This is a genomic window from Paraburkholderia ginsengisoli NBRC 100965 (genome assembly GCF_000739735.1).
Taxonomy (GTDB): Bacteria; Pseudomonadota; Gammaproteobacteria; order Burkholderiales; family Burkholderiaceae; genus Paraburkholderia; species Paraburkholderia ginsengisoli.
Genome location: NZ_BBJF01000004.1, coordinates 994,895 through 1,015,678, shown reverse-complemented (window position 1 = coordinate 1,015,678; position 20,784 = coordinate 994,895). Strand labels below are relative to the sequence as shown.

17 protein-coding genes and 1 riboswitch are annotated in these 20,784 nt (G+C 65.3%); of the genes, 8 read left to right on the top strand and 9 right to left on the bottom strand.

From position 1 onward, the window contains the following. Position 1: 1 nt before the first annotated feature. The 5 genes from BGI01S_RS08555 to BGI01S_RS08535 form a co-directional block, all read right to left on the bottom strand. A complete protein-coding gene (locus BGI01S_RS08555; protein WP_042324142.1) occupies positions 2-3,127 on the bottom strand; it encodes an MdtB/MuxB family multidrug efflux RND transporter permease subunit in 3,126 nt (1,041 codons plus the stop codon). An 18-nt stretch (positions 3,128-3,145) separates the two neighbouring features. Then, entirely contained in the window at positions 3,146-4,555 is a 1,410-nt protein-coding gene (locus tag BGI01S_RS08550) for an MdtA/MuxA family multidrug efflux RND transporter periplasmic adaptor subunit (protein WP_084585296.1), read from the bottom strand. Between the two features lie 373 nt (positions 4,556-4,928). Continuing rightward, positions 4,929-5,753 (bottom strand): IclR family transcriptional regulator, encoded by an 825-nt coding sequence (locus tag BGI01S_RS08545; RefSeq protein ID WP_408638602.1) that lies wholly within the window; start codon positions 5,751-5,753, stop codon positions 4,929-4,931. 467 nt (positions 5,754-6,220) lie between these two features. Beyond that, the gene (gene crcB, locus BGI01S_RS08540) at positions 6,221-6,601 is read right to left on the bottom strand and encodes a fluoride efflux transporter CrcB (RefSeq protein ID WP_042324137.1); all 381 of its coding nucleotides are present in this window, start codon (positions 6,599-6,601) and stop codon (positions 6,221-6,223) included. A gap of 80 nt (positions 6,602-6,681) precedes the next feature. Further along, a riboswitch (Fluoride riboswitch) is annotated at positions 6,682-6,743 on the bottom strand. A 61-nt stretch (positions 6,744-6,804) separates the two neighbouring features. Continuing rightward, the gene (locus BGI01S_RS08535) at positions 6,805-7,992 is read right to left on the bottom strand and encodes an ammonium transporter (RefSeq protein WP_042324135.1); all 1,188 of its coding nucleotides are present in this window, start codon (positions 7,990-7,992) and stop codon (positions 6,805-6,807) included. 2 nt (positions 7,993-7,994) lie between these two features. Here BGI01S_RS08535 and BGI01S_RS08530 point away from each other — a divergent pair, with 2 nt between their 5' ends. After that, the gene (locus tag BGI01S_RS08530) at positions 7,995-8,261 is read left to right on the top strand and encodes a hypothetical protein (protein WP_042324133.1); all 267 of its coding nucleotides are present in this window, start codon (positions 7,995-7,997) and stop codon (positions 8,259-8,261) included. A gap of 135 nt (positions 8,262-8,396) precedes the next feature. Beyond that, positions 8,397-10,172 (top strand): sensor histidine kinase, encoded by a 1,776-nt coding sequence (locus tag BGI01S_RS08525; protein WP_042324131.1) that lies wholly within the window; start codon positions 8,397-8,399, stop codon positions 10,170-10,172. 36 nt (positions 10,173-10,208) lie between these two features. Here BGI01S_RS08525 and BGI01S_RS08520 read toward each other — a convergent pair whose 3' ends face one another. Then, positions 10,209-10,535 (bottom strand): hypothetical protein, encoded by a 327-nt coding sequence (locus BGI01S_RS08520; protein ID WP_042324129.1) that lies wholly within the window; start codon positions 10,533-10,535, stop codon positions 10,209-10,211. Positions 10,536-10,685: 150 nt separating this feature from the next. Beyond that, positions 10,686-11,267 (bottom strand): DJ-1/PfpI family protein, encoded by a 582-nt coding sequence (locus BGI01S_RS08515; RefSeq protein ID WP_042324127.1) that lies wholly within the window; start codon positions 11,265-11,267, stop codon positions 10,686-10,688. A gap of 242 nt (positions 11,268-11,509) precedes the next feature. Here BGI01S_RS08515 and BGI01S_RS08510 point away from each other — a divergent pair, with 242 nt between their 5' ends. The 4 genes from BGI01S_RS08510 (at position 11,510) to BGI01S_RS08495 (ending at position 16,320) form a co-directional block, all read left to right on the top strand. Next, complete coding sequence (locus tag BGI01S_RS08510) at positions 11,510-11,980, top strand: hypothetical protein (protein WP_042324125.1); 471 nt, start codon at positions 11,510-11,512, stop codon at positions 11,978-11,980. Positions 11,981-12,067: 87 nt separating this feature from the next. Next, positions 12,068-12,523 carry an Rrf2 family transcriptional regulator gene (locus BGI01S_RS08505; protein WP_042324517.1) on the top strand — a complete coding sequence of 152 codons (456 nt, stop codon included), beginning with the start codon at positions 12,068-12,070 and terminating at the stop codon, positions 12,521-12,523. 146 nt (positions 12,524-12,669) lie between these two features. Continuing rightward, the gene (locus tag BGI01S_RS08500) at positions 12,670-13,317 is read left to right on the top strand and encodes an NAD(P)-dependent oxidoreductase (RefSeq protein ID WP_042324123.1); all 648 of its coding nucleotides are present in this window, start codon (positions 12,670-12,672) and stop codon (positions 13,315-13,317) included. Positions 13,318-13,629: 312 nt separating this feature from the next. Next, on the top strand, positions 13,630-16,320 hold the full coding sequence (locus tag BGI01S_RS08495; protein ID WP_042324121.1) for a mechanosensitive ion channel family protein: 2,691 nt from the start codon (positions 13,630-13,632) through the stop codon (positions 16,318-16,320). A gap of 59 nt (positions 16,321-16,379) precedes the next feature. Here the strand turns inward: BGI01S_RS08495 and BGI01S_RS08490 are convergent, their stop codons facing one another. Further along, positions 16,380-17,057 carry a cysteine dioxygenase family protein gene (locus tag BGI01S_RS08490; protein WP_042324119.1) on the bottom strand — a complete coding sequence of 226 codons (678 nt, stop codon included), beginning with the start codon at positions 17,055-17,057 and terminating at the stop codon, positions 16,380-16,382. A gap of 138 nt (positions 17,058-17,195) precedes the next feature. Here BGI01S_RS08490 and BGI01S_RS08485 point away from each other — a divergent pair, with 138 nt between their 5' ends. Beyond that, on the top strand, positions 17,196-17,669 hold the full coding sequence (locus BGI01S_RS08485; protein WP_042324117.1) for an Lrp/AsnC family transcriptional regulator: 474 nt from the start codon (positions 17,196-17,198) through the stop codon (positions 17,667-17,669). Between the two features lie 257 nt (positions 17,670-17,926). Continuing rightward, positions 17,927-18,136: a hypothetical protein gene (locus BGI01S_RS08480; RefSeq protein ID WP_042324115.1), complete on the top strand. Its 210-nt coding sequence runs from the start codon at positions 17,927-17,929 to the stop codon at positions 18,134-18,136. A 58-nt stretch (positions 18,137-18,194) separates the two neighbouring features. Here BGI01S_RS08480 and BGI01S_RS08475 read toward each other — a convergent pair whose 3' ends face one another. Beyond that, positions 18,195-20,711: an FUSC family protein gene (locus BGI01S_RS08475; protein WP_042324113.1), complete on the bottom strand. Its 2,517-nt coding sequence runs from the start codon at positions 20,709-20,711 to the stop codon at positions 18,195-18,197. Positions 20,712-20,784: the final 73 nt, after the last annotated feature.

The following is a 20,784-nucleotide window of genomic DNA, read 5'->3' as shown; positions in this document are numbered from 1 at the left end:
CTCAGTTCCCTGCATCGGTGGCGGCGGGCGGCGTCGGCTTGCCCCGGTTGAAGCGCTCACGCGCGCGGCGGCCGAGCGAATCGAACGCGAGGTAGATCACCGGCGTGGTGAACAGCGTCAGCAACTGGCTGACGATCAACCCGCCCGCGATCGCGATGCCGAGCGGCCGGCGCAGTTCCGAACCGGCGCCGGTGCCGAGCATCAGCGGCAGCGCGCCGAGCAGCGCGGCGAGCGTGGTCATCAGGATCGGCCGGAAACGCAGCAGACACGCCTGGTAGATCGCTTCGCGCGGCGGCTTGCCTTCCTCGCGCTCCGCGTACAGCGCGAAGTCGATCATCATGATCGCGTTCTTCTTCACGATACCGATCAGCAGCACGATGCCGATGATGCCGATGATGTCCAGATCGTGCCCGGTGATCAGGAGCGCGAGCAGCGCGCCGACACCGGCCGACGGCAATGTGGAGAGAATCGTGATTGGATGGATGAAGCTCTCGTACAGCACGCCGAGCACGATGTACATCGTGACGATTGCCGCGAGAATCAGGAACAGTTCGTTCGACAGCGACGCCTGGAACGCGAGCGCCGCGCCCTGGTAGCGCGTCTGGAACGACGCCGGCAGGCCGACGTCCTGCTCGGCCTGGGTGATCGCCTTCACCGCCGCACCGAGCGACGCGCCCGGTGCGAGGTTGAACGACACCGTGGTGGCCGGGAACTGGCTCAGATGCGTGACGAGCAGCGGCGCGGGCTTCTCGATGAACTTCGCGATGGACGAGAGCGGCACCTGACCGCCCGACGGCGTGGAGGAGGGCAGGTAGATCGAGTTCAGCGACTCGACGTAGTGCTGCATCTCCGGCTGCGCTTCGAGAATCACGCGGTACTGGTTCGACTGCGTGAAGATGGTCGAGATGATGCGCTGGCCGAACGCGTCGTACAGCGCGCTGTCGATCGTGGCCGGCGTAATGCCGAAGCGCGACGCGGTGGCGCGATCGATTTCGATGAACACCGAGCGGCCGTTGTCCTGCAGGTCGGTCGCCACGTCCGCGAGTTCGGGCGCCTGCTTCAGCCGGTCGATGAGCTTCGGCACCCAGGTCGTGAATTCGCTGATGTTCGGGTCCGTCAGCATGAACTGGTACTGCGTCGGACTCACGGTCGAGTCGATCGTCAGGTCCTGCACCGGCTGCATGAACAGCGTGGCGCCGGCGATGTGCGCGACATCCTTCTGCAACTGGCGGATCACTTCGCTCGCGGTGCTGCTGCGGTCGTCGCGCGGTTTCAGGTTGATCAGCATGCGGCCGCTGTTCAGCGTGATGTTGCTGCCGTCCACGCCGATGAACGACGTGAGGCTTTCCACATCCGGATTCTTCAGGATCTGCGCGGCGAGTTCCTGCTGACGCTCGGCCATCGACGCGAACGACACCGACTGCGGCGCCTGCGTGATCGCCTGGATCACGCCGGTGTCCTGCACCGGGAAGAAGCCCTTCGGAATGTACACGTACAGCAGGGCCGTCAGCACCAGCGTGAGCAGTGCGACGACCAGCGTGGAGCGTTGCCGGTTCAGCACCCAGGTGAGCGCTACCGCGTAACGCGCGATCACCCAGTCGATGAAGCGGTGCGCCTTCGCTTCGAAGCGGTGGCTTTCATGCGGCGGCGTGTGGCGCAGCAGCTTTGCGCACATCATCGGCACCAGCGTGAGCGACACGACCGCCGAGATCACGATGGTCACGGCGAGCGTGATCGCGAATTCGTGGAACAGCCGGCCGACCACGTCGCCCATGAAGAGCAGCGGAATCAGCACCGCGATCAGCGACACGGTCAGCGAAATGATCGTGAAGCCGATCTGCTTCGAGCCCTTCAGCGCGGCTTCGAGCGGCGCTTCGCCTTCCTCGACGTAGCGCGCGATGTTCTCGATCATCACGATCGCGTCGTCGACCACGAAGCCGGTCGCGATGGTCAGCGCCATCAGCGAGAGGTTATCGAGCGAGAAGCCGCACAGGTACATTACGGCGAGCGTGCCGATCAGCGACAGCGGCACCGACAGACTCGGGATAATGGTCGCGTAAATGTTGGCGAGGAACAGGTACATCACCAGCACCACCAGCACGACCGACATTGCCAGTTCGAACTGCACGTCGCGTACCGAAGCGCGGATCGTGGTGGTGCGGTCGGTGACGACCTGCACGTCGAGCGCGGCGGGCAGCGCCTGCTGCAATTGCGGCAACAGCTTCTTGATGCTGTCCACCACCTGAATCACGTTCGCGCCCGGCTGGCGCTGCACGTTCAGAATGATCGCGGGCGTGTTGTCGACCCATGCGCCAAGGCGCGTGTTCTCCGCGCCCTGCACGATGTTGGCGACGTCGGTGAGCATCACCGGGCGGCCGTTCTTGTACGCGATCACCGCGCTCTTGTACTGGTCGGCGTCGGTCAGCTGGTCGTTCGAGTTGATCGTGTAGTTGCGCGTCGGGCCGTCGAAGTTGCCCTTCGGCGTGTTGACGTTCAGGTTCGAGATCGTGGTGCGCAGATCGTCGAGATTCAGCCCGTACGCGGCGAGCGCGCGCGGGTTCGCCTGAATCCGCACTGCCGGGCGCTGGCCGCCCGACAGGCTCACCAGACCCACGCCCGCGACCTGCGAGATTTTCTGCGCGAGACGCGTGTCGGCCATGTCCTGCACCTGGGTCATCGGCAGCGTCTTCGAGGTGATCGCGAGCGTGAGGATCGGCGCGTCGGCCGGGTTGACCTTCGCGTAGATCGGCGGCGCGGGCAGGTCGGACGGCAGCAGGTTGCCCGCCGCGTTGATCGCGGCCTGGACTTCCTGCTCGGCGATGTCGAGCGGCAGATCGAGGCTGAACTGCAGTGTGATGATCGACGAGCCGGCCGAGCTTTGCGACGACATCTGGTTCAACGACGGCATCTGCCCGAACTGCCGTTCGAGCGGCGCGGTCACGGACGACGTCATCACTTCCGGGCTCGCGCCCGGATAGAAGGTCTGCACCTGGATCGTCGGATAGTCGACCTCGGGCAGCGCCGAGAGCGGCAAAAAGCGCAGCGCGACGAGGCCGACCAGCATGATCGCCGCCATCAGCAGCGCGGTGCCGACGGGACGCAGAATAAAAGCGCGGGATGGATTCATGCGGTAAGTGCCGTGCCTTTATTGCGAAGCTTGCGATGCGTGTCGGCCGTGACGCGCGTGGGCGCCCGACGCGCCCGAGGCGCCGGATGCGGCGGCCGCGCCGCTCGCGGCATGCGCGCCCGAGGCGCCGCGCGGGCGGTCGGCCGGAATCGTGATCTTCGCGCCTTCGCGCAGCCGGTCCGAACCGTCGGTCACGACGCGCTCGCCGACCTGCAGACCCGATTTGATGCTGGTGCGTTCGCCGTCGACCGGACCGATCTTGACCGGACGCACCGTCACCGTGTTGTCCGCCTTCACGACGTACACGAACTGGCCCATCGAGCCGTTCAGCACGGCGGTGGTCGGCACGATCACCGCGTCCTTGATCGTGTCGACCAGCAGGCGCGTATTGACGAACTGATTCGGGAAGAGGCGCGTGTTGTTGTTCTGGAAGATCGCGCGCAGCCGGACCGTGCCGGTGGTCGTGTCGATCTGGTTGTCCATCGTCTTCAGCGAGCCGGCTTCGAGCGGCACCGTGTTGCTGCGGTCATACGCGGTGGCCGACAACTGTTCGCCGTTCTGCGTGTGCTGGATGATCTGCTGCAGATTGTCTTCGGAGGTGGTGAAGATCACGCTGATCGGCTGCAGCTGCGTAATCACGACGATCCCGGTCGAAAGGCTCGACGTCACGTAATTGCCCGGGTCGACCTGGCGCAGACCGACACGCCCCGACACCGGCGCGGTGATGCGCGTATAGACGAGGTCGAGCTTGAAGCTGTCGATGTTCGCCTTGTCGGACTTCACCGTGCCTTCGTACTGCCGCACGAGCGACGCCTGCGTGTCGACCTGCTGGCTTGCGATCGAGTCCTGCGCGAGCAGCGTCTGGTAGCGCTTCAGGTCGAGGCGGGCGGTTTGCAGCAGCGCTTCGTCGCGTACGAGGACGCCTTGCGCGTTCTCAAGCGAAATCTGATACGGGCGCGGGTCGATCTGGGCCAGTACGTCGCCCTTCTTGACCATCTGGCCTTCCTTGAAATACACGTCTTGCAGCACGCCGCTCAACTGCGGCAACACTGTGACGGTGGCGAGCGGCGTGACCGTGCCGAGCGCGGTCAGGACCACCGGCATTTCCCCCTGGACTGCGGTCGCCACGTGGACCGGCTGCGCCAGGTTAGCCATCGCGGCGCGTCCACCGCGACCGCCCGGACTGCGGGCGCCCGATGCGCCACTCGCTGCGCTGGCGCCGCTCGCGCCACCGCCGGGCCCGCCCCACGGATGCCAGCGCCACAGCACGACCCCTAGAATCACCAGCGCCGCGACAATCAGTGCGATGTTGCGGCCGCGATGCCGTTTCACCTGGCCGGGAACGCCAGTCGGGGCGCCGCCGGAGGACGGTGGTGAGGCCGAAGCGGCAGGGCGTTGGGATTCCGGATGCTTTTGTTGTTCGTCCATCGGTTCGGTCAGGTGGCTGGCTTTGGATGTGAGCCGCTCGCGTGCTTGACGCCACTACAGGAGTTCGGCGGATCGGCGCGCGGGGCGGCAGGACAGGCGGCTTCGACAGCGGGTGCGTCGCGCTGGTTCTGCGCGATGCTACCCGAGGCGCGGGACAGAGATGTTAACGCAATGCGGCATCATCACAGGTTTGCCGAGTCGTTCTCGATGCCGGAACGGCTCGCCGGGCAAGCGCCCCGCGACGGGAATGCATGATCCTACGTTGCGCGGTCTGTAACAGTCCACCCGACTATTTTTCTTTTGATTACGAAGGTTACAGGACGGCGGCCCGCTCGCCGGGCGCGCGGGCCGCCTGGTTCTCGCGTTGGTCGCCTCAGGTGTCGAGGCGGCGCCCCGGGGTGCCGCCGATCTCGAGAACGATCTTGCCGATACATTCGAGCAGCGCGGGCGCGGCGCGCGAGATGAGCCAGTCGCGCGGGCATTGATCCGCCGAGCCGCCGCAATTGACCGCATAGCGCTCGCCCGACGGACCGACGAAGCCCAGCGCGATCGCGTTCAGGCCGTTGTACCACTCGCCGGTGGCGATCGCGAAACCGCGCTCGATGGCGTCTTGCAGCCCGCTTGCGAGCCGGCTGCCGATGTGGCCCCACTCGTCGCCCTCGGCCACCTGCAGGCTGGCCAGCAGCGTGTCGCGTTCCGGCTGCGCGAGCGCCGCGAGGTACGCGCGACCCACCGCCGTGTGGCTCAGATTCATGCGCGAGCCGATTTCGAGACGCGACACCAGCACGGCCGAGCGCGGCCGGATCGCGTCGATCACGACCATGTCGAGACGGTCGCGTACGGCCAGATGCACGGACAGCGCGGTGCGTTCGGCGAGTTCGATGAGGAACGGCCGGGCGCGCGCCCGGATGTCGAAGTTGCGCAGAAAGCCGTTGCTCAATTCCAGCACCGACGAGGTCAGCACGAAGCGCTCGCTGTCGGGCAGACGGAACAGGAAGCCGGTTCCGACCAGCGTGGCGGTGATACGCGAAACGGTCGGTTTGGGAATGCCGGTCATCTCGGTCAGCTCGCGATTGCTGAGCGGCGCGTCGGCGGCGGCGATCGAGCGGAGCACGGTCAGCCCGCGGGCGAGCGCGGTGACCTCATCGCCCGGGCTGTCCTTGTCTTTGGCCGGGTCGGCTGCGGTTCGCGAGGGCATGGGTCGGATCATGGTTTTATGGAACTATATTTCAATTTCTGTGTTCGCAACCTGCTAACAACCGAGCCGCAGGAGACCGGAAAATGCCCTGCAATGGGGCGTCTCTTTGAATTTTAATAAGAACATTCATTGTATCGGAATATTTTTCCTACTGAATAACGGCTCTTTATATTTTGCTTGACTTAGTCAGCATAACCATAAAAAATGGAACCTCATTTCGAAAGACGATTTCAGACTCTGCCTCTCACTATTCTGAATTCGCCACGGTTCGCGCAGTTGGTCGACGCAATAGCTGGTCTATTCTCACCGCCCACCGTCATAGCCCTTGTGGCTTCCGCTTTTCGCGGCCCAACTTTCGAATACCGTCTCTCAGGTTCTAGCACGGCCCTCGGAATGGCTAGAACTTTTTAAGGCGTCACGGCAACGTGACGCCTTTTTTTTCGTCGGTATTTTTCGGGTATCCGCGTTCAACGCGACAGCAGCGAAACCGTCGCGATCCCGAGAATCGTCATTGCCAGCGACGCGCCGACGTGAATGACGATCTCGCCCGCGGCCCAGCCGAGGCGCCCGTCCTGCAGACGCTGCACGACTTCGGCCGAGAAAGTGGAAAAGGTGGAGAGTCCGCCCATCAGGCCGGTGATGACGAAAAGCCGCCATTCCGGCGCGATCTGCGGCGCGCGGGCGAACCCCGCGATCGCGATGCCGATGATGTAGCCGGCAATCACGTTGGCGGCGAGCGTGCCGAGCGGCAGGCCGCTAAACATGCCGTTCATACGGAAGCCGAGAAACCACCGAAACAGCGAGCCGAGCGCGCCGCCAATGGCGACCGCGAGGAAGGACCAATACATGGAAGAGGCCTGGCAAAAACCGGGTGTCTACGAAACCGGGCTGAGTGTGGGCGAGGCGATGCCGCGTCCGCAGTCATCCGGGCGAAGCAGGCATCATCAGCCCGAGGGGCGGTTAATGGAGAATGCCATCTCCAGCGCCGAAGTCTAACATTCGCGTCGCTTCTGGGGACAGGTTCGGCCCGCGATGACAGCGCGTGCGACCGTCACTCCGACGTCGCCGAAATCCGGTGGATCGACAGATCCGCGCCGTTATATTCCTCTTCCTGGTCGAGCCGCAGACCCACCGTCAAACGGATCGCGCCATACACGATGGTGCCGCCGAGCGACGCCACCACGATGCCGCCCAGCGTGCCGATCAGTTGCGCGCCGAGCGACACGCCGCCCATTCCGCCAAGCGCGTGCAGGCCGAAGATGCCCGCCGCGATGCCGCCCCACGCGCCGCACAGCCCGTGCAGCGGCCAGACGCCGAGCACGTCGTCGATGCGCCAGCGGTTCTGCACGCAGGTGAACATGTAGACGAACAGCGCGCCCGCGAGGCCCCCGGTGACCAGCGCGCCGAGCGGATGCATCACGTCGGAGCCGGCGCAGACCGCCACGAGGCCGGCGAGCGGTCCGTTATAGGTGAAGCCGGGGTCGTTGCGGCCCGTGAACCACGCGGTCAGCGTGCCGCCGACCATCGCCATCAGCGAATTGACCGCGACCAGTCCACTGATCTTGTCGACCGTCTGCGCGCTCATCACGTTGAAGCCGAACCAGCCGACCGTCAGCACCCACGCGCCGAGCGCGAGGAACGGAATATTCGACGGCGGATGCGCGGCGATACCGCCGTCCCGATGGTAGCGCCCGTGCCGCGCGCCCAGCAGCAGCACCGCCGGCAGCGCGACCCAGCCGCCGAACGCGTGCACCACCACCGAGCCGGCGAAGTCGTGAAACGGCGCGCCGAACGCCTGCGTGAGCCAGCCCTGGATGCCGAACCGGCCGTTCCACGCGATCCCTTCGAAGAACGGATAGATGAAGCCGACCAGCACGAAGGTGGCGAACAGTTGCGGATTGAATTTCGAGCGCTCCGCGATGCCGCCCGACACGATCGCCGGAATCGCGGCGGCGAAGGTCAGCAGGAAGAAGAAGCGCACTAGCGCATAGCCGTTGTGCGCGGCCAGCGACTCGGCGCCGTCGAAAAATTGCACGCCGTACGCGATCGTGTAGCCGATGAAGAAATACGCGATCGTCGAGACCGAGAAATCCACCAGAATCTTGACCAGCGCATTGACCTGATTCTTTTTGCGCACCGTACCGAGTTCGAGAAACGCAAACCCCGCGTGCATGGCCAGCACCATCGCCGCGCCGAGCAGAAGAAACAGGGTATCGGTGCCGGATTTAAAGCTTTCCATCGATGTGTCCCGCGTATGCCAAAAAAGCGGGCAATGAACGCAAGAAGTGGGCCAAACTTGTGCCGGCAAGCGTCGATGCGGTGCAATACAGCACCGGCGTGGGTTTGTTAGCAGGGGCGTCGGAGTCGGCGCAGTGCGTCGGCTGCACCGCGACCGGCAGCGCAAGCACAAATAAAGTGCATACCAATTCGCGCGCGATCGGAATGATCCAGATGAGGGCGAAATATTCGATTTTAATTACAGTTTCATTCGATATCCTGACGTGTTGACCTCTGTTGCGGTTCGAGCACGTTGGGCAATGTGCGCGGGCCAGTGGGGACGGACCATCTTTGTCTTTCGCGCAAACGCCGACATAATGTGCCGATCCCGTGGATGATCTGCGGCCCACGACCTCCAATGCGCGCATGAGACTGACCACTAAAGGCCTGTTGCTGATCGCGATTCCGGCCGTCTTCGAACTGGCGCTGCTGTCCGGCTTGGTCAAGGCGCAGTCCGACGCGGCGCTGGCGGAGCGCTGGGCCATCCATAGCGAAGACGTGTTGCGTCAGAGCGCCGCGATTCTCGACCCGGTTTTGGGCGAGTCCGTCGCGCTGCGCGGCGCGATGCTCGCCAACGACACGCGTTTCGCCACGCCGGTTGCGGTATGGATGGATGTCGACCGCGGCATCGATCGGCTGGCCGAGCTGGTCGCCGACAATCCGGCGCAGGTCGAGCGCGTGGTTCAGGTGCGCCAGGCGGCGCAGGCGTATCGCCAATGGTCGGACCGGATTCAGGACCTGCTGCGCTCCGGCCGGCGCGAGGAGGTTCTCGACCGGCTGCGCGATCCGGCCAGGGCCGACGTGCTCGATCGCTTCCGTCAGCAGCTCGTCGCGTTTCAGGCGGAAGAGCGCCGCCTCGACGCGTTGCGCTCGAACGCCGCCAGTGTCGCGCGCGAGCGGCAGCAGAGCTTGATTGTCGCGGCGGCGTTCGGCTCGCTGCTGTTCGTGGCGCTGGCGATCTGGTGGTTCACGCGCGGTGTGCGAGCGCGGCTCGCGCTGCTGTCCGACAACGCCGGGCGTCTCGCGGGCAACGAACCGCTGGCGCCGTCCGGCGGCGGCCGCGATGAAATCGCCCGACTCGACCTGACCTTGCATGAGACGAGCCGGCGCCTGCTCGAGGCCGAGCGCATTCAGGCGCGCTTCCAGGAGGATCTCACGCGCCGCACCGGCGAACTTGCGCGGATCAACGAGAGCTTGCGGCAGCAGACCCAGGAAAACGAAATGTTCATCTACAGCGTGTCGCACGATCTGCGCGCGCCGCTGGTGAATCTGCAAGGCTTCTCGAAAGAGCTGATCCGCGCCGGCGACGAACTGCGCGCGGCGGTGCGCGAGTCGTCGCTTGCCGTCGCGCCCCGGCAGCGGATCGAACGGGTCGTCGACGAGGATATCGGCGAGGCGCTGCATTATCTGCAGACGGCCGTGTTGCGCGCGTCGCACATCATCGACGCGCTGTTGCGGTTGTCGCGTGTCGGTCGTGTCGAGTACCGCCGGCAGAAGGTGGACGTGCAGGACATCGTGCAGCGCGTGGTCGATGCGATGCAAGGCTCGATCCGGGCGCGGCGCGCTCGCGTGAGCGTCGGCGAGTTGCCGGCGGTGTGGGGCGACCCGACCGCGCTCGAACAGGTGTTCGCGAATCTCGTGGGCAACGCGGTGAATTATCTGGACCCGGCGCGCGAAGGCAGGATCGAAATCGGGACGACGCCCGCGCCGCCCGGCGTGCACTCACTGCGCATCTTCTATGTGCGCGACAACGGCCTGGGCATTCCGGCGGTCGCTTTGCCGCGACTCTTCAACGCATTCCAGCGACTGCATGGCAACTCGACGGCCGGCGAGGGCATCGGCCTCGCGCTGGTGCGCCGGATGGTGGAACGGCACGGCGGCCGCGTGTGGGCGGAATCGCAGGAGGGGCAGGGCACGACGTTTTATCTGTCGCTGCCCGAAGCCGGTGTGCGGTCCGACGAAGCGGCCGTCCGCACGCTCGTTGCGTCGGGAGCGGTGGGTTTGCAGACCCTGCGCGATGAGCGCGATCGGCGCACGGAACGGGGCGAACGGAAAGAGCGCGAGGACCGCGACGCCGCACGAGCGGGTGGCAACCCGGCTACGCGTCCCGCCGATGCCGCGCCCAGCATCGGCACACCGTAACCGGCCCGCGCTAATCCAGGCTAATCGGCACGCCGCTCAATGCGCGGCGAACAGGCGGCGCGGTTTGAGCAACTGGCTGCCGCGAATCGACCAGTAACAGCCGCAAACAACCAGAACGACGACGCCCGTGAATATTTCCAGCGGCGAAGGACGCACGCCGGCAAAACCGTCGATGGTGAAGAGGCCGCGCGCGCCGATCAACAAGGCTGCCCAGATCGAACACGCGGCTTGCGCCAGCAGACGCGTGCCGGCTATGCGTCGCGCGCGGTTGTCGCGCGACCAGTGAGCCGGCGAGCGCGCGCAGAAAAAAGCAATGGCCATCAACGTGATGGCGAGGATGACGATCCAGTCGATCAGTTCCATCGAAAAAGCACTCCCAAGTCAGCCGCGACTATAGGAATGTTTGACGCTGCGAGCTATCGGACGAATCTCAATTGCGAAATGTTTTGCCTCGACCCGGCGAACGCCCGGTGCCGCGTTGGCAGGGCGCTCGCCGTCTGGCCTGGCGGCGACTTAAAGTTCGATGCGCGTGCCGAGCAGCACGAGGAACTGACGCAGCCATTCAGGATGCGCGGGCCATGCCGGAGCGGTGACGAAATTGGCGTCGGTGATCGCGGCGTCAACCGGAATGTCGGCGTATTCGCCGCCGGCCAGTTTCACTTCGGGCGCGCAGGCCGGGTATGCGGAAATGCGCTTGCCGCGGATCACGTCGGCGGCTGCCAGCAGTTGCGCGCCGTGACAGACGGCGGCGATCGGCTTGCCCGCCTCGGCGAATTGCCGCACGACGTCGATCACCTTCGGATTGAGTCGCAGATACTCCGGCGCGCGGCCGCCGGCGATCGCCAGCGCGTCGTACTGGCGCGGATCGGCGTCGTCGAACGACGCGTTCAGCGTGAACTGGTGCCCGGGCTTTTCGGTGTAGGTCTGGTCGCCTTCGAAATCGTGGATCGCGGTCTTGATGCGATCGCCGGCTTTCTTGTTCGGACAGACCGCGTCGACGACATGGCCGACCGCCTGCAGTGCCTGAAACGGCACCATCGTTTCATAGTCCTCGGCGAAGTCGCCGGTCAGGAACAGAATCTTCTTTGCCGCCATCGTATGCCTCCAGTTGATCAACGGAACACGGCGAACCTATTTCGCCTGTCATAGATGCTCAGGCAGTCTACCCCAACGCGTTTGACAGAACCGCGACGGCGCGCGCAATCGCCCGCTTTGCATGGCGTGCCGCCTGGCGCGAGCGCGTTTCCTCGCGACCGCCGCGAGTGAGAGCGACGCAACGGCGTATCATGAGCGCGTTTTCGCAAGCGGAAGCCGCTCGACGCGGCTCACACTCAAATATGACTTCATCTCTCTATTCATCGTTGCTGCGCCGCGTGGCGGTCGTGACCGTTGTCTTCGGCGCGCTGGCCGCGTGTCAGAAGAACGATGCGTCGGCGGGGCAGGTTGCGGGCAAGCTCAACGACGCCGCCCAGCTCGCCGGCCAGAAGCTCGATCAGGCCGCGAGCTACGTCGGCCAACAGGTCGATGCGACCAAGTCTGCCGCCCAGCAGAACCTCGAATCCGCATCCGCGCCGTCGATCAGGATCGACCCGAGCAACCTCGCTTCCAGCGCGCAGGCCAATCTGCAAAGCGCGGCGAGCGCGACCCACGCCCAGCTCGGCAAGGCCGCGTCGCTCACCGGCCAGGGCCTCGAATCGGCGGGGCGAAAATTGCAGGAATGGTCGGCGCAGAATTCGGCGTCGTCGACGAGCGCGGCGGCTTCATCGTCGTCGTATTCCGTCGACGCGCAAAAGCAGATGGACAAGTGACATGCGCTCCGGTCCGTTCAGCCATTTGACGGCTGCGTTAAATGTAATTACTATGGTTACACATTGTGGTCGCCGGACGGGTTCGCTGTGAATACGAGTAGCCGGTTTGCTTTTGCGGTTCACGTACTTGCGCTGTTGTCGTTGCAGCAGGGCGTGCCGCTTTCGTCGGAGATGATCGCGGGCAGCGTGAATACGAATCCCGCGTTGATCCGGCGGTTGCTGACCATGCTGGCCGAGGCCGGCCTCACCAGGTCGCAACTCGGCGCGGGCGGCGGCGCGCTGCTGGCTCGCACGCCGGACCAGATCACGCTGCTCGACGTGTATCGCGCGGTGGACGATGCGCAGTTGTTCGCGCTGCATCGTGAGGAGCCGAATCCGGCGTGCATGGTCGGGCGCAATATTCAAAGCGTGCTGCGCGGCGTCATCGACGAGGCGCAGCAGGCAATGGAGGCGTCGCTCGGCGCGCGTACGCTGGCCGACGCCACAGCGGACGTGGTGCGCGCGGAGAAGCAACGTGAGCGTAAGCGGCGTGCGCACGGATGACGGCAATGGAGCAGTATCGAAGGGGGCGTGGGCGGCGACGGCAGCACACGCGCCCGAGAAAAACAGACGGGGGCTCACGCCCCTCTTTTTTACGCGATATATGTAATCGGTATAGTTACATATAAGCAAATCACAGGAGCAGGAAAATGAGCAAGCAACTGAAGATCGCGTTGTTCGGTGCGACCGGCATGATCGGCTCGCGGATCGCGGCGGAAGCGGCCGGCCGTGGGCATCACGTGACGGCGCTCGCACGCAATCCGGCGCGCGTGCCGACGGATGTCGCGAATCTGAGCGCGGCGCAGGCCGATCTGCTCGACGCCGCGAGCGTCGGCGTCGCGGTGCGCGGCCACGACGTCGTGGCGAGCGCGTACGCGCCGCCGCAAGACGATCTCGCGACGCTGACGAAGGCGACCCACGCGCTCGTCGAAGGCGTGCGCGCGGCAGGTCTGAAACGCCTCGTCGTGGTGGGCGGTGCCGGTTCGCTGGAGGTTGCGCCGGGCAAGCAGCTGGTCGACACGGACGGTTTTCCCGACGCGTACAAGCCGATCGCGCTCGCGCATCGCGACGTACTCGAGTACTACCGTAGCGTGACGGACCTCGACTGGACGTTCTTCGCACCGGCCGCGCTGATCGCGCCGGGCGAGCGCACCGGCAAGTTCCGCACGGGCGCGAACGCGTTGCTCGCCGACGCCGAGGGCAACAGCCGCATTTCCGCCGAAGACTATGCGATCGCGTTCGTCGATGAACTGGAGCAGGGGCGGTTCGTGCGCCAGATCGCGACGGTCGCTTATTGAGGTCGACTGAGGCCGGCGAAGGCACGCCGCGTGGGCGTGCATAGTTTGTTGCAGTGACCGCAGGGAAGGCGAGTGTTTGACGCGCTCGTCTACGGCAGCTACTCATCGACGCGGCAACGCCCGGCCGACACGCGGCAAAGCTAGCGCCGCCCAGCGTCGACATTCAGACACGCCGGCGCGGGGAGCATCGACCTTCGCCCCTGCTGCGCTTTCGAACCCCACGCAAGCGCCCTAACATTCGGTTACGCATGTTAGGGCGCGCCGGGCAAAACTGCGGCTACACTGGCGTCTCCCGTTTTCCTACGGATTGCCATGCAGTCATGCCCGTTGCGGCGTGAGGCCGAGGCTACGCCGTCCCCCGGCGGGCAGCCGGCGACTCGCGCCGTCCTTCATTTTTTCTCCGACCCGACCGCCTCCGGCGCGCACGCCGGTGTGGGCCTGACTGCGCGCTCCGCTTTGTCGCGGAGGCCGCGCACGCGCATCGCCGCATGGTTCGGCACATGGGCCGCCGCGATGTGCGTCGCGCTGATCCTCTGCGCCGTCGGGCTGCCGACCTCTGCCCAAGCCGCCGGCGCGCCCACCAGCACGCCCGTCATCCCGGCCTTGCAGAGCCTGATCAATAGCGCAACGGCGACGCCCGCACCCGCCGCATCGGGCGCTTCGGCCCCGGACGCGGCGTCCGCGCCGTCACCGGCGAGCCAGGCGGAACTGGCGCGCTCGCTCGACAGCGTGATCGCCACGCTCGACAACGATCGCCAGCGCACCGCGCTCGTCACCCAGTTGAAAAAGCTGCGCGACGTCTCGCAGAACGTCGCGCCGCCCGCGCCCGCGCAACCGAGCCCCGGCCTGCTGGGCGCGATCGCGTCGGGCATCGCGTCGTTCGAAGCCGACGTGCATCAGGGCCGCACGCCGGTGCGCTATTGGGGCGGCCGCTTCAATGCGGCCGGCAACGAGCTGTACACGATCATCTCGGGGCAGGGGCGCGAGAGCTTCGGCCGCGTGCTGTTCTCGATGCTCGCGATGCTCGCCGGCTGGGGTGCCTGCGCCGGTGCGCTGATCTATCTGCAACACCGGTTGTACCGTCGGTTCGGCGTCGTGATGGAGCTGCATCCGAATCCGACCACGCGCGAGCTGCTGATTTTCGCGCTGCGCCGTGTCGGTCCGTGGATCATCGCGTTCGTCGCGGCGCTGCTGTTCGTGCGCGCGATGCCCGATGCGCTCGGCCGCACGCTCGGCATGGTGGTGGCCTATGCGATCGTCGCGGGCGCGGTGTTTTCGGCGATCTGTCTGATCATGTTCTCGCTGTTCGGCTCGGGGCATCGGCGCATCGCGGTGCGTCTGCTGATCGATCACGCGCGGCGTTTGCTGTTCGCGGTCGGCGTGTGCGGCGCGCTCGGCGACGCGGCCGTCAATTACGACGTCGCGCATCAGCTCGGCTCGAACCTCGCGGCGTTGATCTCGACGGCTGCCAACATGACGGCCGCGGTGCTGACCGGCTATTTCGCGCTCGCGTTTCGCCGGCCGGTCGCGCATCTGATTCGCAACCGGCCGTACGAGCAGCGCAATCATCACAAGGCCGCGACCGATGCATTCGACGTGCTTGCCGCGCTCTGGCACGTGCCCGTGCTGGTGCTGGCGACGGCGTCGGTGGTGGCGACACTCGGCGGCTCGGGTTCCAGCGAAAACGTGCTGCAGATTTCGGTGGTGACCGCGCTGTTGCTGGTGCTGGCGTTTTTCCTGTCGGCGATCGTGCTGCGCATGACGCGGCCGCGCAGCGCGCGGGCCCGGCGCCGCTCGCCGTATCTGACCCGGCTGCTGCGCTTTTTCGGCACGCTGTCGACGCTCTTCATCTGGCTGTTCTTCTTCGAACTCGCGGCGCGTTTGTGGGGCGTGTCGCTTGCGGCGGTGGTCGAGAAGAACGTCGCCGCGCGCGGCATCGCGCATGCGGTGACGGCGATCGTCGCGACCGTGTTCATCGCGTGGCTGCTGTGGATTCTCGTCGACACCGCCATCACCGAGGCGCTCAATCCGGGCGGACCGCGCAACAAGTCACGCAGTCCGAGCATGCGCGCGCGCACGATGCTGCCGCTCGTGCGCAACGTGCTGCTCGTCTCCATCATGACGATCGCGGGCATCGTCACGGCGGCCAATCTCGGCATCAACGTCACGCCGCTGCTGGCGGGCGCGGGCGTGATCGGTCTCGCGATCGGCTTCGGCGCGCAGTCGCTCGTGACCGACCTGATCACGGGCCTGTTCATCATCATCGAAGATACGATTTCGGTGGGCGACTGGATCGACGTGGACGGCGGCCATGCGGGCACCGTCGAGCATCTGTCGATCCGCACCGTGCGTCTGCGCGACGGCCAGGGCGCGATTCACGCGATTCCGTTCTCGCAGATCAAGATCGTGAAGAACCTGTCGCGCGACTTCGCCTATGCGGTGTTCGAAGTGCGAATGGCGTTCTCCACCGACGTCGATCACATCACGCAACTGATTCGCGAAGTCGGCGCCGATCTGATGGCCGACTTCCGTTACCGGCGCGAAATGCTCGGACCGATCGAGGTGTGGGGCCTCGACCGTTTCGATCCGAACTGGATGGTCGTGAAAGGGCAGATCAAGACGCGGCCGCTGCAGCAATGGAGCGTGGCGCGCGCGTTCAATCTGCAGCTCAAACGCAAGATGGACGAAGCGGGGATCGAGATTCCGGTCCCGCAGATGCGGGTCTATACGTCGTCGAAGGATAGCGAGGGGCAGCCTTTGCGGGACGACGAGATGACCGGAGTCATCGTGCCCGCCGACGCGCATGTGCATGCACATCAGCCGGTCGAGACGGGAGCGGCGGGAGCGGCGTCGCGGGGGGCGCATGCGTCGGCCGCCGCGCATGCGCCGCTCGCGGTGGCGCGCGATGTGTCGCACGAGCCGCGTCCGGCACCGCCGTTGACCGGCACCGCGCCGACCCCGCCGCAGATTCCGACTGCCGGCGAAGCGGGCGTGAAGGGGTAATGAAGGAGCCGGCGGCGCGGCGGATCACGCCATACCAAGCCACACCGCGATGAGGTCTCTCAGGCCATGATCGTCGAGTCGGCCACGCGCACGAGGTCGTTCACATGCGTGGCGAGCTGCGCGCCTTGGACGCCGTAGATATGCAACGAGACGGCGGGCGCGTCACTGCAATTGCCTAGCCGATGAATCCCGCCGCGGCCGCCGCGCACGAACGACACCGCGCGCGGCTTGCGCGCCTGCACGCGCGCGGCGCTGGCGCAATGCCGCGCGCCGTCCCATTCGAAGATCGTTTCGCTCAACGTGCCTTCCAGCACCGCGTAACCGCACCACGTATGATGCGCGTGGACCGGGCTCGCCTGGCGCGGCTGCCACACCAGCGCGGCGATGGCATAGCGGCCGTGCGGATCGGCGGCCAGCAGATGACGCCGGTACGTGTCCGTCGAACCCTCGCGCTGCGCCGGCGTCAGCAACGCCGGGTCCGAGGCCGCCTCGGCGAGCGCGAGGCGCATGCCGCGCGCGAAGAAGGTCGAGTCCGATGGCTCGGGAAATCTCACGCAGGCTTCGAAGATCGCGTCCAGGGTCTCGCACAGACGCGCGAGCGGCGCGCGGAGTATATCGAGCGAAGACGTTTCCGTTGGCGCTTGGGACGGTGTGCGTGCCGTTTGCGGCAGAGATGGCAGAGGCGGCAGCATGTCGCAAGAACGGTCGGACGAGGTGGCGCGGAGGTTGTGGCTCATGGTGATGGCGCAGCGGCGGCGCTGCTTGTTGAGGCTTGGGGACAGCGATATTTATACCGGTTTGACCGGAGAAAGAGTTTCCATATAATTCCCCTCGGAGGGCTCAAAAGTAGAATAATTTCCTATGAGGGTGCGAACGTGGGAATGGATATCATCGACCGAAAGCTGCTGGAGTTGTTGCAGGAAGACGCGACCATGCCCATCGCCGAACTGGCGCAGCGCGTGAATCTGTCGCAAACGCCTTGCTGGAAGCGGCTGCAGCGGCTCAAGGAAGCGGGCGTGATCCGCGCGCAGGTGGCGCTGTGCGATGCGCGCAAGCTGGGGGTGGGGACGACGGTGTTCGTCGCGGTGCGTACCAACCAGCACACCGAGGCTTGGGCGCAAACCTTCACGCGCGCGGTGGAGGAGATTCCTGAGGTGGTCGAGGTGTACCGGATGAGCGGTGAGACCGACTACCTGCTGCGCGTGGTGGTGTCCGATATCGACGACTACGACCGTATCTACAAACTGCTGATCGCCGCCGTGCCGCTCTACGACGTGAGTTCGAGCTTCGCGATGGAGCAGATCAAGTATTCGACGGCGCTGCCGGTGCGGTCGTCGGCGGTGACGTAGAGACGATGCATGCGGTCCGCGTGTCAGCAGGTGCGGTGCTTGCTGCGTCGAAGGGGCGGTCCGCATTGCTGTGATGCGCGAACCGACTGGCCGAACGTGCGGCTTGACCGCGTTGGCACCACATGGCCAGCCGCAGCCGATCGAGGCCAACGCCGCTCTCTGGCGCTCCCACTGCAAGCCATGTGCAAGCTGACCAAGCGTAGAATGCCGCCTTCCCGAACATCATTCGCAACTGCTTCGCGAACCGAGCCCGCCTCATGAACAAACCGCCGCGCAAAAAGAACCCGACCTTTGGCGTTGCCGTCTTTATCGTGATTGCGATACTGCTGGTGATCGGCACGATCACCTACAACGCGATTCGGGAAAAGCGCGAATTCGACAGCCAGAACGCGACGCCGCCGTCGATTTCATCGGAAGCGGCCGCAGCGGCGACCGCCATCAAGCCCGCAAGCGGCACCGCGCAGTAAGCGGCGCGCGTCATCGGCAAGCGCGCCGCGCCGCACATCGTATCCGGCGCTTTCCGCTTCATTCCTTCGGCAGCCGGATCACACTCGCATCCTTGCGGATCAGCGCGGCCGCCGTCAGCATCTGCTTGCACTGATGAGCGAGCATCTTCATGTCATGCACCGCATCGGCCGAATAGTCCGGCGACTTCTCCGCCTCGACCACCATTGCATCGAGATCGCGATTGAGCAGCTTGATCTGCTCGGCCTGTTCCGCAGGTACCGGTGTGCCGGCTTCCGCTTCGGTGAGATTGTCGCGCACGATGCTCAGCGCGCGCTGCAACGGTTGTAGCGAAACATCCTCGACCTGCTGCCGTTGCTGTGCGGACGTGCGCAGCAGCGGCGCGGCCGCCGTGATCTGCGACGCGAGCACGTGGCTGCGCACCAGCAGGCCGTTCAGCTCCGGCACGAACATCTGCGCGGACTTCGGTTCGAGCATCATGCGCTGAAACGCCTGCCCGAGATTGGCGAACGCCACGTGGACGTTCTTGCGCGCGAGCCGGTAGTTGTAGTCGCGCTCGAGTGCCGTCGCCGCCGCCGTGGCGGCAGCGGACGCGCCGGCCGCCGGTCGTGCGGTCGCGTTGCTGACCGTGGTGGTGCCGGCGTTGTTGGGTGTGCTATTGGCTGAGTGAGTGCCTGCGTTGGTGCCCGGGTTGGCGCCCGCGTCCGCACCCATCTGGGCGGCGCTGCCCGCCGCCGCGCCGACGTCGCCACCCGCCGTCGCCAGCGCGGGCCCGGCGAACTCCATTGCCGGATCGGCCATCGCCGCGGCCGCAGCGCGCGCGCCGGCTTCGGTCACGGTGGCCACGACCGCGGCGGCCGGTTTGCCGCTCCACCACCAGCTCGCTTCGAGGTAGTGGCGCGTCGCCTTGATCATGTTGTTGACGAGCTTGCCCATCAACCGGTATTCCCAGTACGGGAACAGATGGCTCGCGGCAATCGCGATCGCGCAGCCCACCACGGTGTCGATCGCGCGTTCGCCGATGATGCGCATGCTGCCCGGCGCGAGCAGATGGAACAGCAGCAGCACGTACGACGACGTGAACACCACGCTCGCCGTGTAGTTGAACAGCAGCAGGCTGTAGCTCATCACCATCGACGCGAACATCGCCACCATCACGATGTGCGGCTCCTTGACGAAGATGATCAACGCGATGCTCGCCGCGCAGCCGATCAGCGTGCCGACGATCCGCTGCCCGTTGCGCTGTTTGGTGAGCGAGTAGCCGGGCTTCAGAATGATGACGGTGGTCATCACGATCCAGTACGCGTTGGTCAGCGGCAGCAGACGGCCGAGCCAGAAACCCACGGCCACTGCGATCGTCACGCGCAGCGCGTGGCGGAAGCTCGGCGAGGCCATCGTCAGGTTCGAGAAAATCTGCCCGAACGGCACGCGGCGGCTCGACACGAAGCGGCTCAATGCCTGGTCGATGCGCAACTCGGTTTCGGTCGCGCTCGGCTCGCTCGACAGGCTCTTGCGCATCTTGTCGATCAGACGCGTGGCGCTCCAGATGCGCCGGAAGCTCGACGACACCGCCGAATACGCTTCGGGGTTCTGGGCCGGCAGTTCCTGCTTGCGCATCAGTTCGATTTCGAACTCGATCGCGCGCAGTTCGGCCTTGACGTTCACACGCGAACGCGGCGCCTGATTCTGCAAAACCGCGAGGCCGATTTCCTCGAGATCCTCGGCGGCCTTGCGAATCAGATCGCGGTAGAACACCAGCAGATCGGAGCCGCCGAACGTGCTGCGCACCAGCGAATAGTCGGTGTGCGTGCCGACGAACAGCTCGTGCAGGTCGACGGTATTGATGAACAGATTGAACAGCATCGCGCGGCGCGGTTCGAGCTTGCCGCGTTTGAGCTTGGGCAGATTGCGCAGCACGATATCGCGCGCGGCGTCCTGACGTTCCACCGCGGCGATCTGCTTGTCGACGAGGTTCCGGTAGCACTCGTCCAGATCGTTGTCGAGATCGTAGAACGCGGCGCGCGCGAGCAGATAGTCGGCGCACGCGAACACGCTTTCCGCGAGCGCCTGCTGCTCGATCCGATGCAGCATCCAGCGGCTCACGAAGGTCGACCAGTACGTATACCAGAGACCGCCCAGCAGAATCCACGACGCGTTGATGAGCGCCTGGATCGGCGTGAAGTGCTCCTCCAGCGTCATGATCATCATGAACAGCGTGGCGAAGCTGATCTGCGGCCAGCGATTGCCGTACACGACGATCAGCGATAGCAGGAACGTGAGCGGCACGACCGTGCACCACAGCGCGACCGGGTTGACGGTGGCGAGACCGGTGGCGAGCGCGGATAGAAAGCCGATCACCGTGCAGGCCAGCATCTCGTTGTGCTTGTACTTGAGCGGGCCCGGCATGTCGACGACGCATGCGCCGAGCGCCCCGGTGGCAATCGTGAAGCCCAGCTCGCGATTGTGAAACACGATCAGGCACAGTAGCGCCGGTAACGACACGCCGACCGCGATACGCAGGCCGCCATAAAAATACTGGCTGTAGAGGAATTTTTTTATTTCAACCGAATAGCGCATCGACTACCTGGATTCCATTCACAGAGCAAACCACGGTTGAAGGGGCGGACCGCAACTGCCGTCGAGTCTAACT

Bases quoted from the DNA above. Each gene is read 5' to 3' on its own strand.
- BGI01S_RS08555 (WP_042324142.1), bottom strand. From the start codon at position 3,127: ATGAATCCATCCCGCGCTTTTATTCTGCGTCCCGTCGGCACCGCGCTG.
- BGI01S_RS08550 (WP_084585296.1), bottom strand. From the start codon at position 4,555: ATGGACGAACAACAAAAGCATCCGGAATCCCAACGCCCTGCCGCTTCG.
- BGI01S_RS08545 (WP_408638602.1), bottom strand. From the start codon at position 5,753: ATGCCCTCGCGAACCGCAGCCGACCCGGCCAAAGACAAGGACAGCCCG.
- crcB (WP_042324137.1), bottom strand. From the start codon at position 6,601: ATGTATTGGTCCTTCCTCGCGGTCGCCATTGGCGGCGCGCTCGGCTCG.
- BGI01S_RS08535 (WP_042324135.1), bottom strand. From the start codon at position 7,992: ATGGAAAGCTTTAAATCCGGCACCGATACCCTGTTTCTTCTGCTCGGC.
- BGI01S_RS08530 (WP_042324133.1), top strand. From the start codon at position 7,995: ATGTGTCCCGCGTATGCCAAAAAAGCGGGCAATGAACGCAAGAAGTGG.
- BGI01S_RS08525 (WP_042324131.1), top strand. From the start codon at position 8,397: ATGAGACTGACCACTAAAGGCCTGTTGCTGATCGCGATTCCGGCCGTC.
- BGI01S_RS08520 (WP_042324129.1), bottom strand. From the start codon at position 10,535: ATGGAACTGATCGACTGGATCGTCATCCTCGCCATCACGTTGATGGCC.
- BGI01S_RS08515 (WP_042324127.1), bottom strand. From the start codon at position 11,267: ATGGCGGCAAAGAAGATTCTGTTCCTGACCGGCGACTTCGCCGAGGAC.
- BGI01S_RS08510 (WP_042324125.1), top strand. From the start codon at position 11,510: ATGACTTCATCTCTCTATTCATCGTTGCTGCGCCGCGTGGCGGTCGTG.
- BGI01S_RS08500 (WP_042324123.1), top strand. From the start codon at position 12,670: ATGAGCAAGCAACTGAAGATCGCGTTGTTCGGTGCGACCGGCATGATC.
- BGI01S_RS08495 (WP_042324121.1), top strand. From the start codon at position 13,630: ATGCAGTCATGCCCGTTGCGGCGTGAGGCCGAGGCTACGCCGTCCCCC.
- BGI01S_RS08490 (WP_042324119.1), bottom strand. From the start codon at position 17,057: ATGAGCCACAACCTCCGCGCCACCTCGTCCGACCGTTCTTGCGACATG.
- BGI01S_RS08480 (WP_042324115.1), top strand. From the start codon at position 17,927: ATGAACAAACCGCCGCGCAAAAAGAACCCGACCTTTGGCGTTGCCGTC.
- BGI01S_RS08475 (WP_042324113.1), bottom strand. From the start codon at position 20,711: ATGCGCTATTCGGTTGAAATAAAAAAATTCCTCTACAGCCAGTATTTT.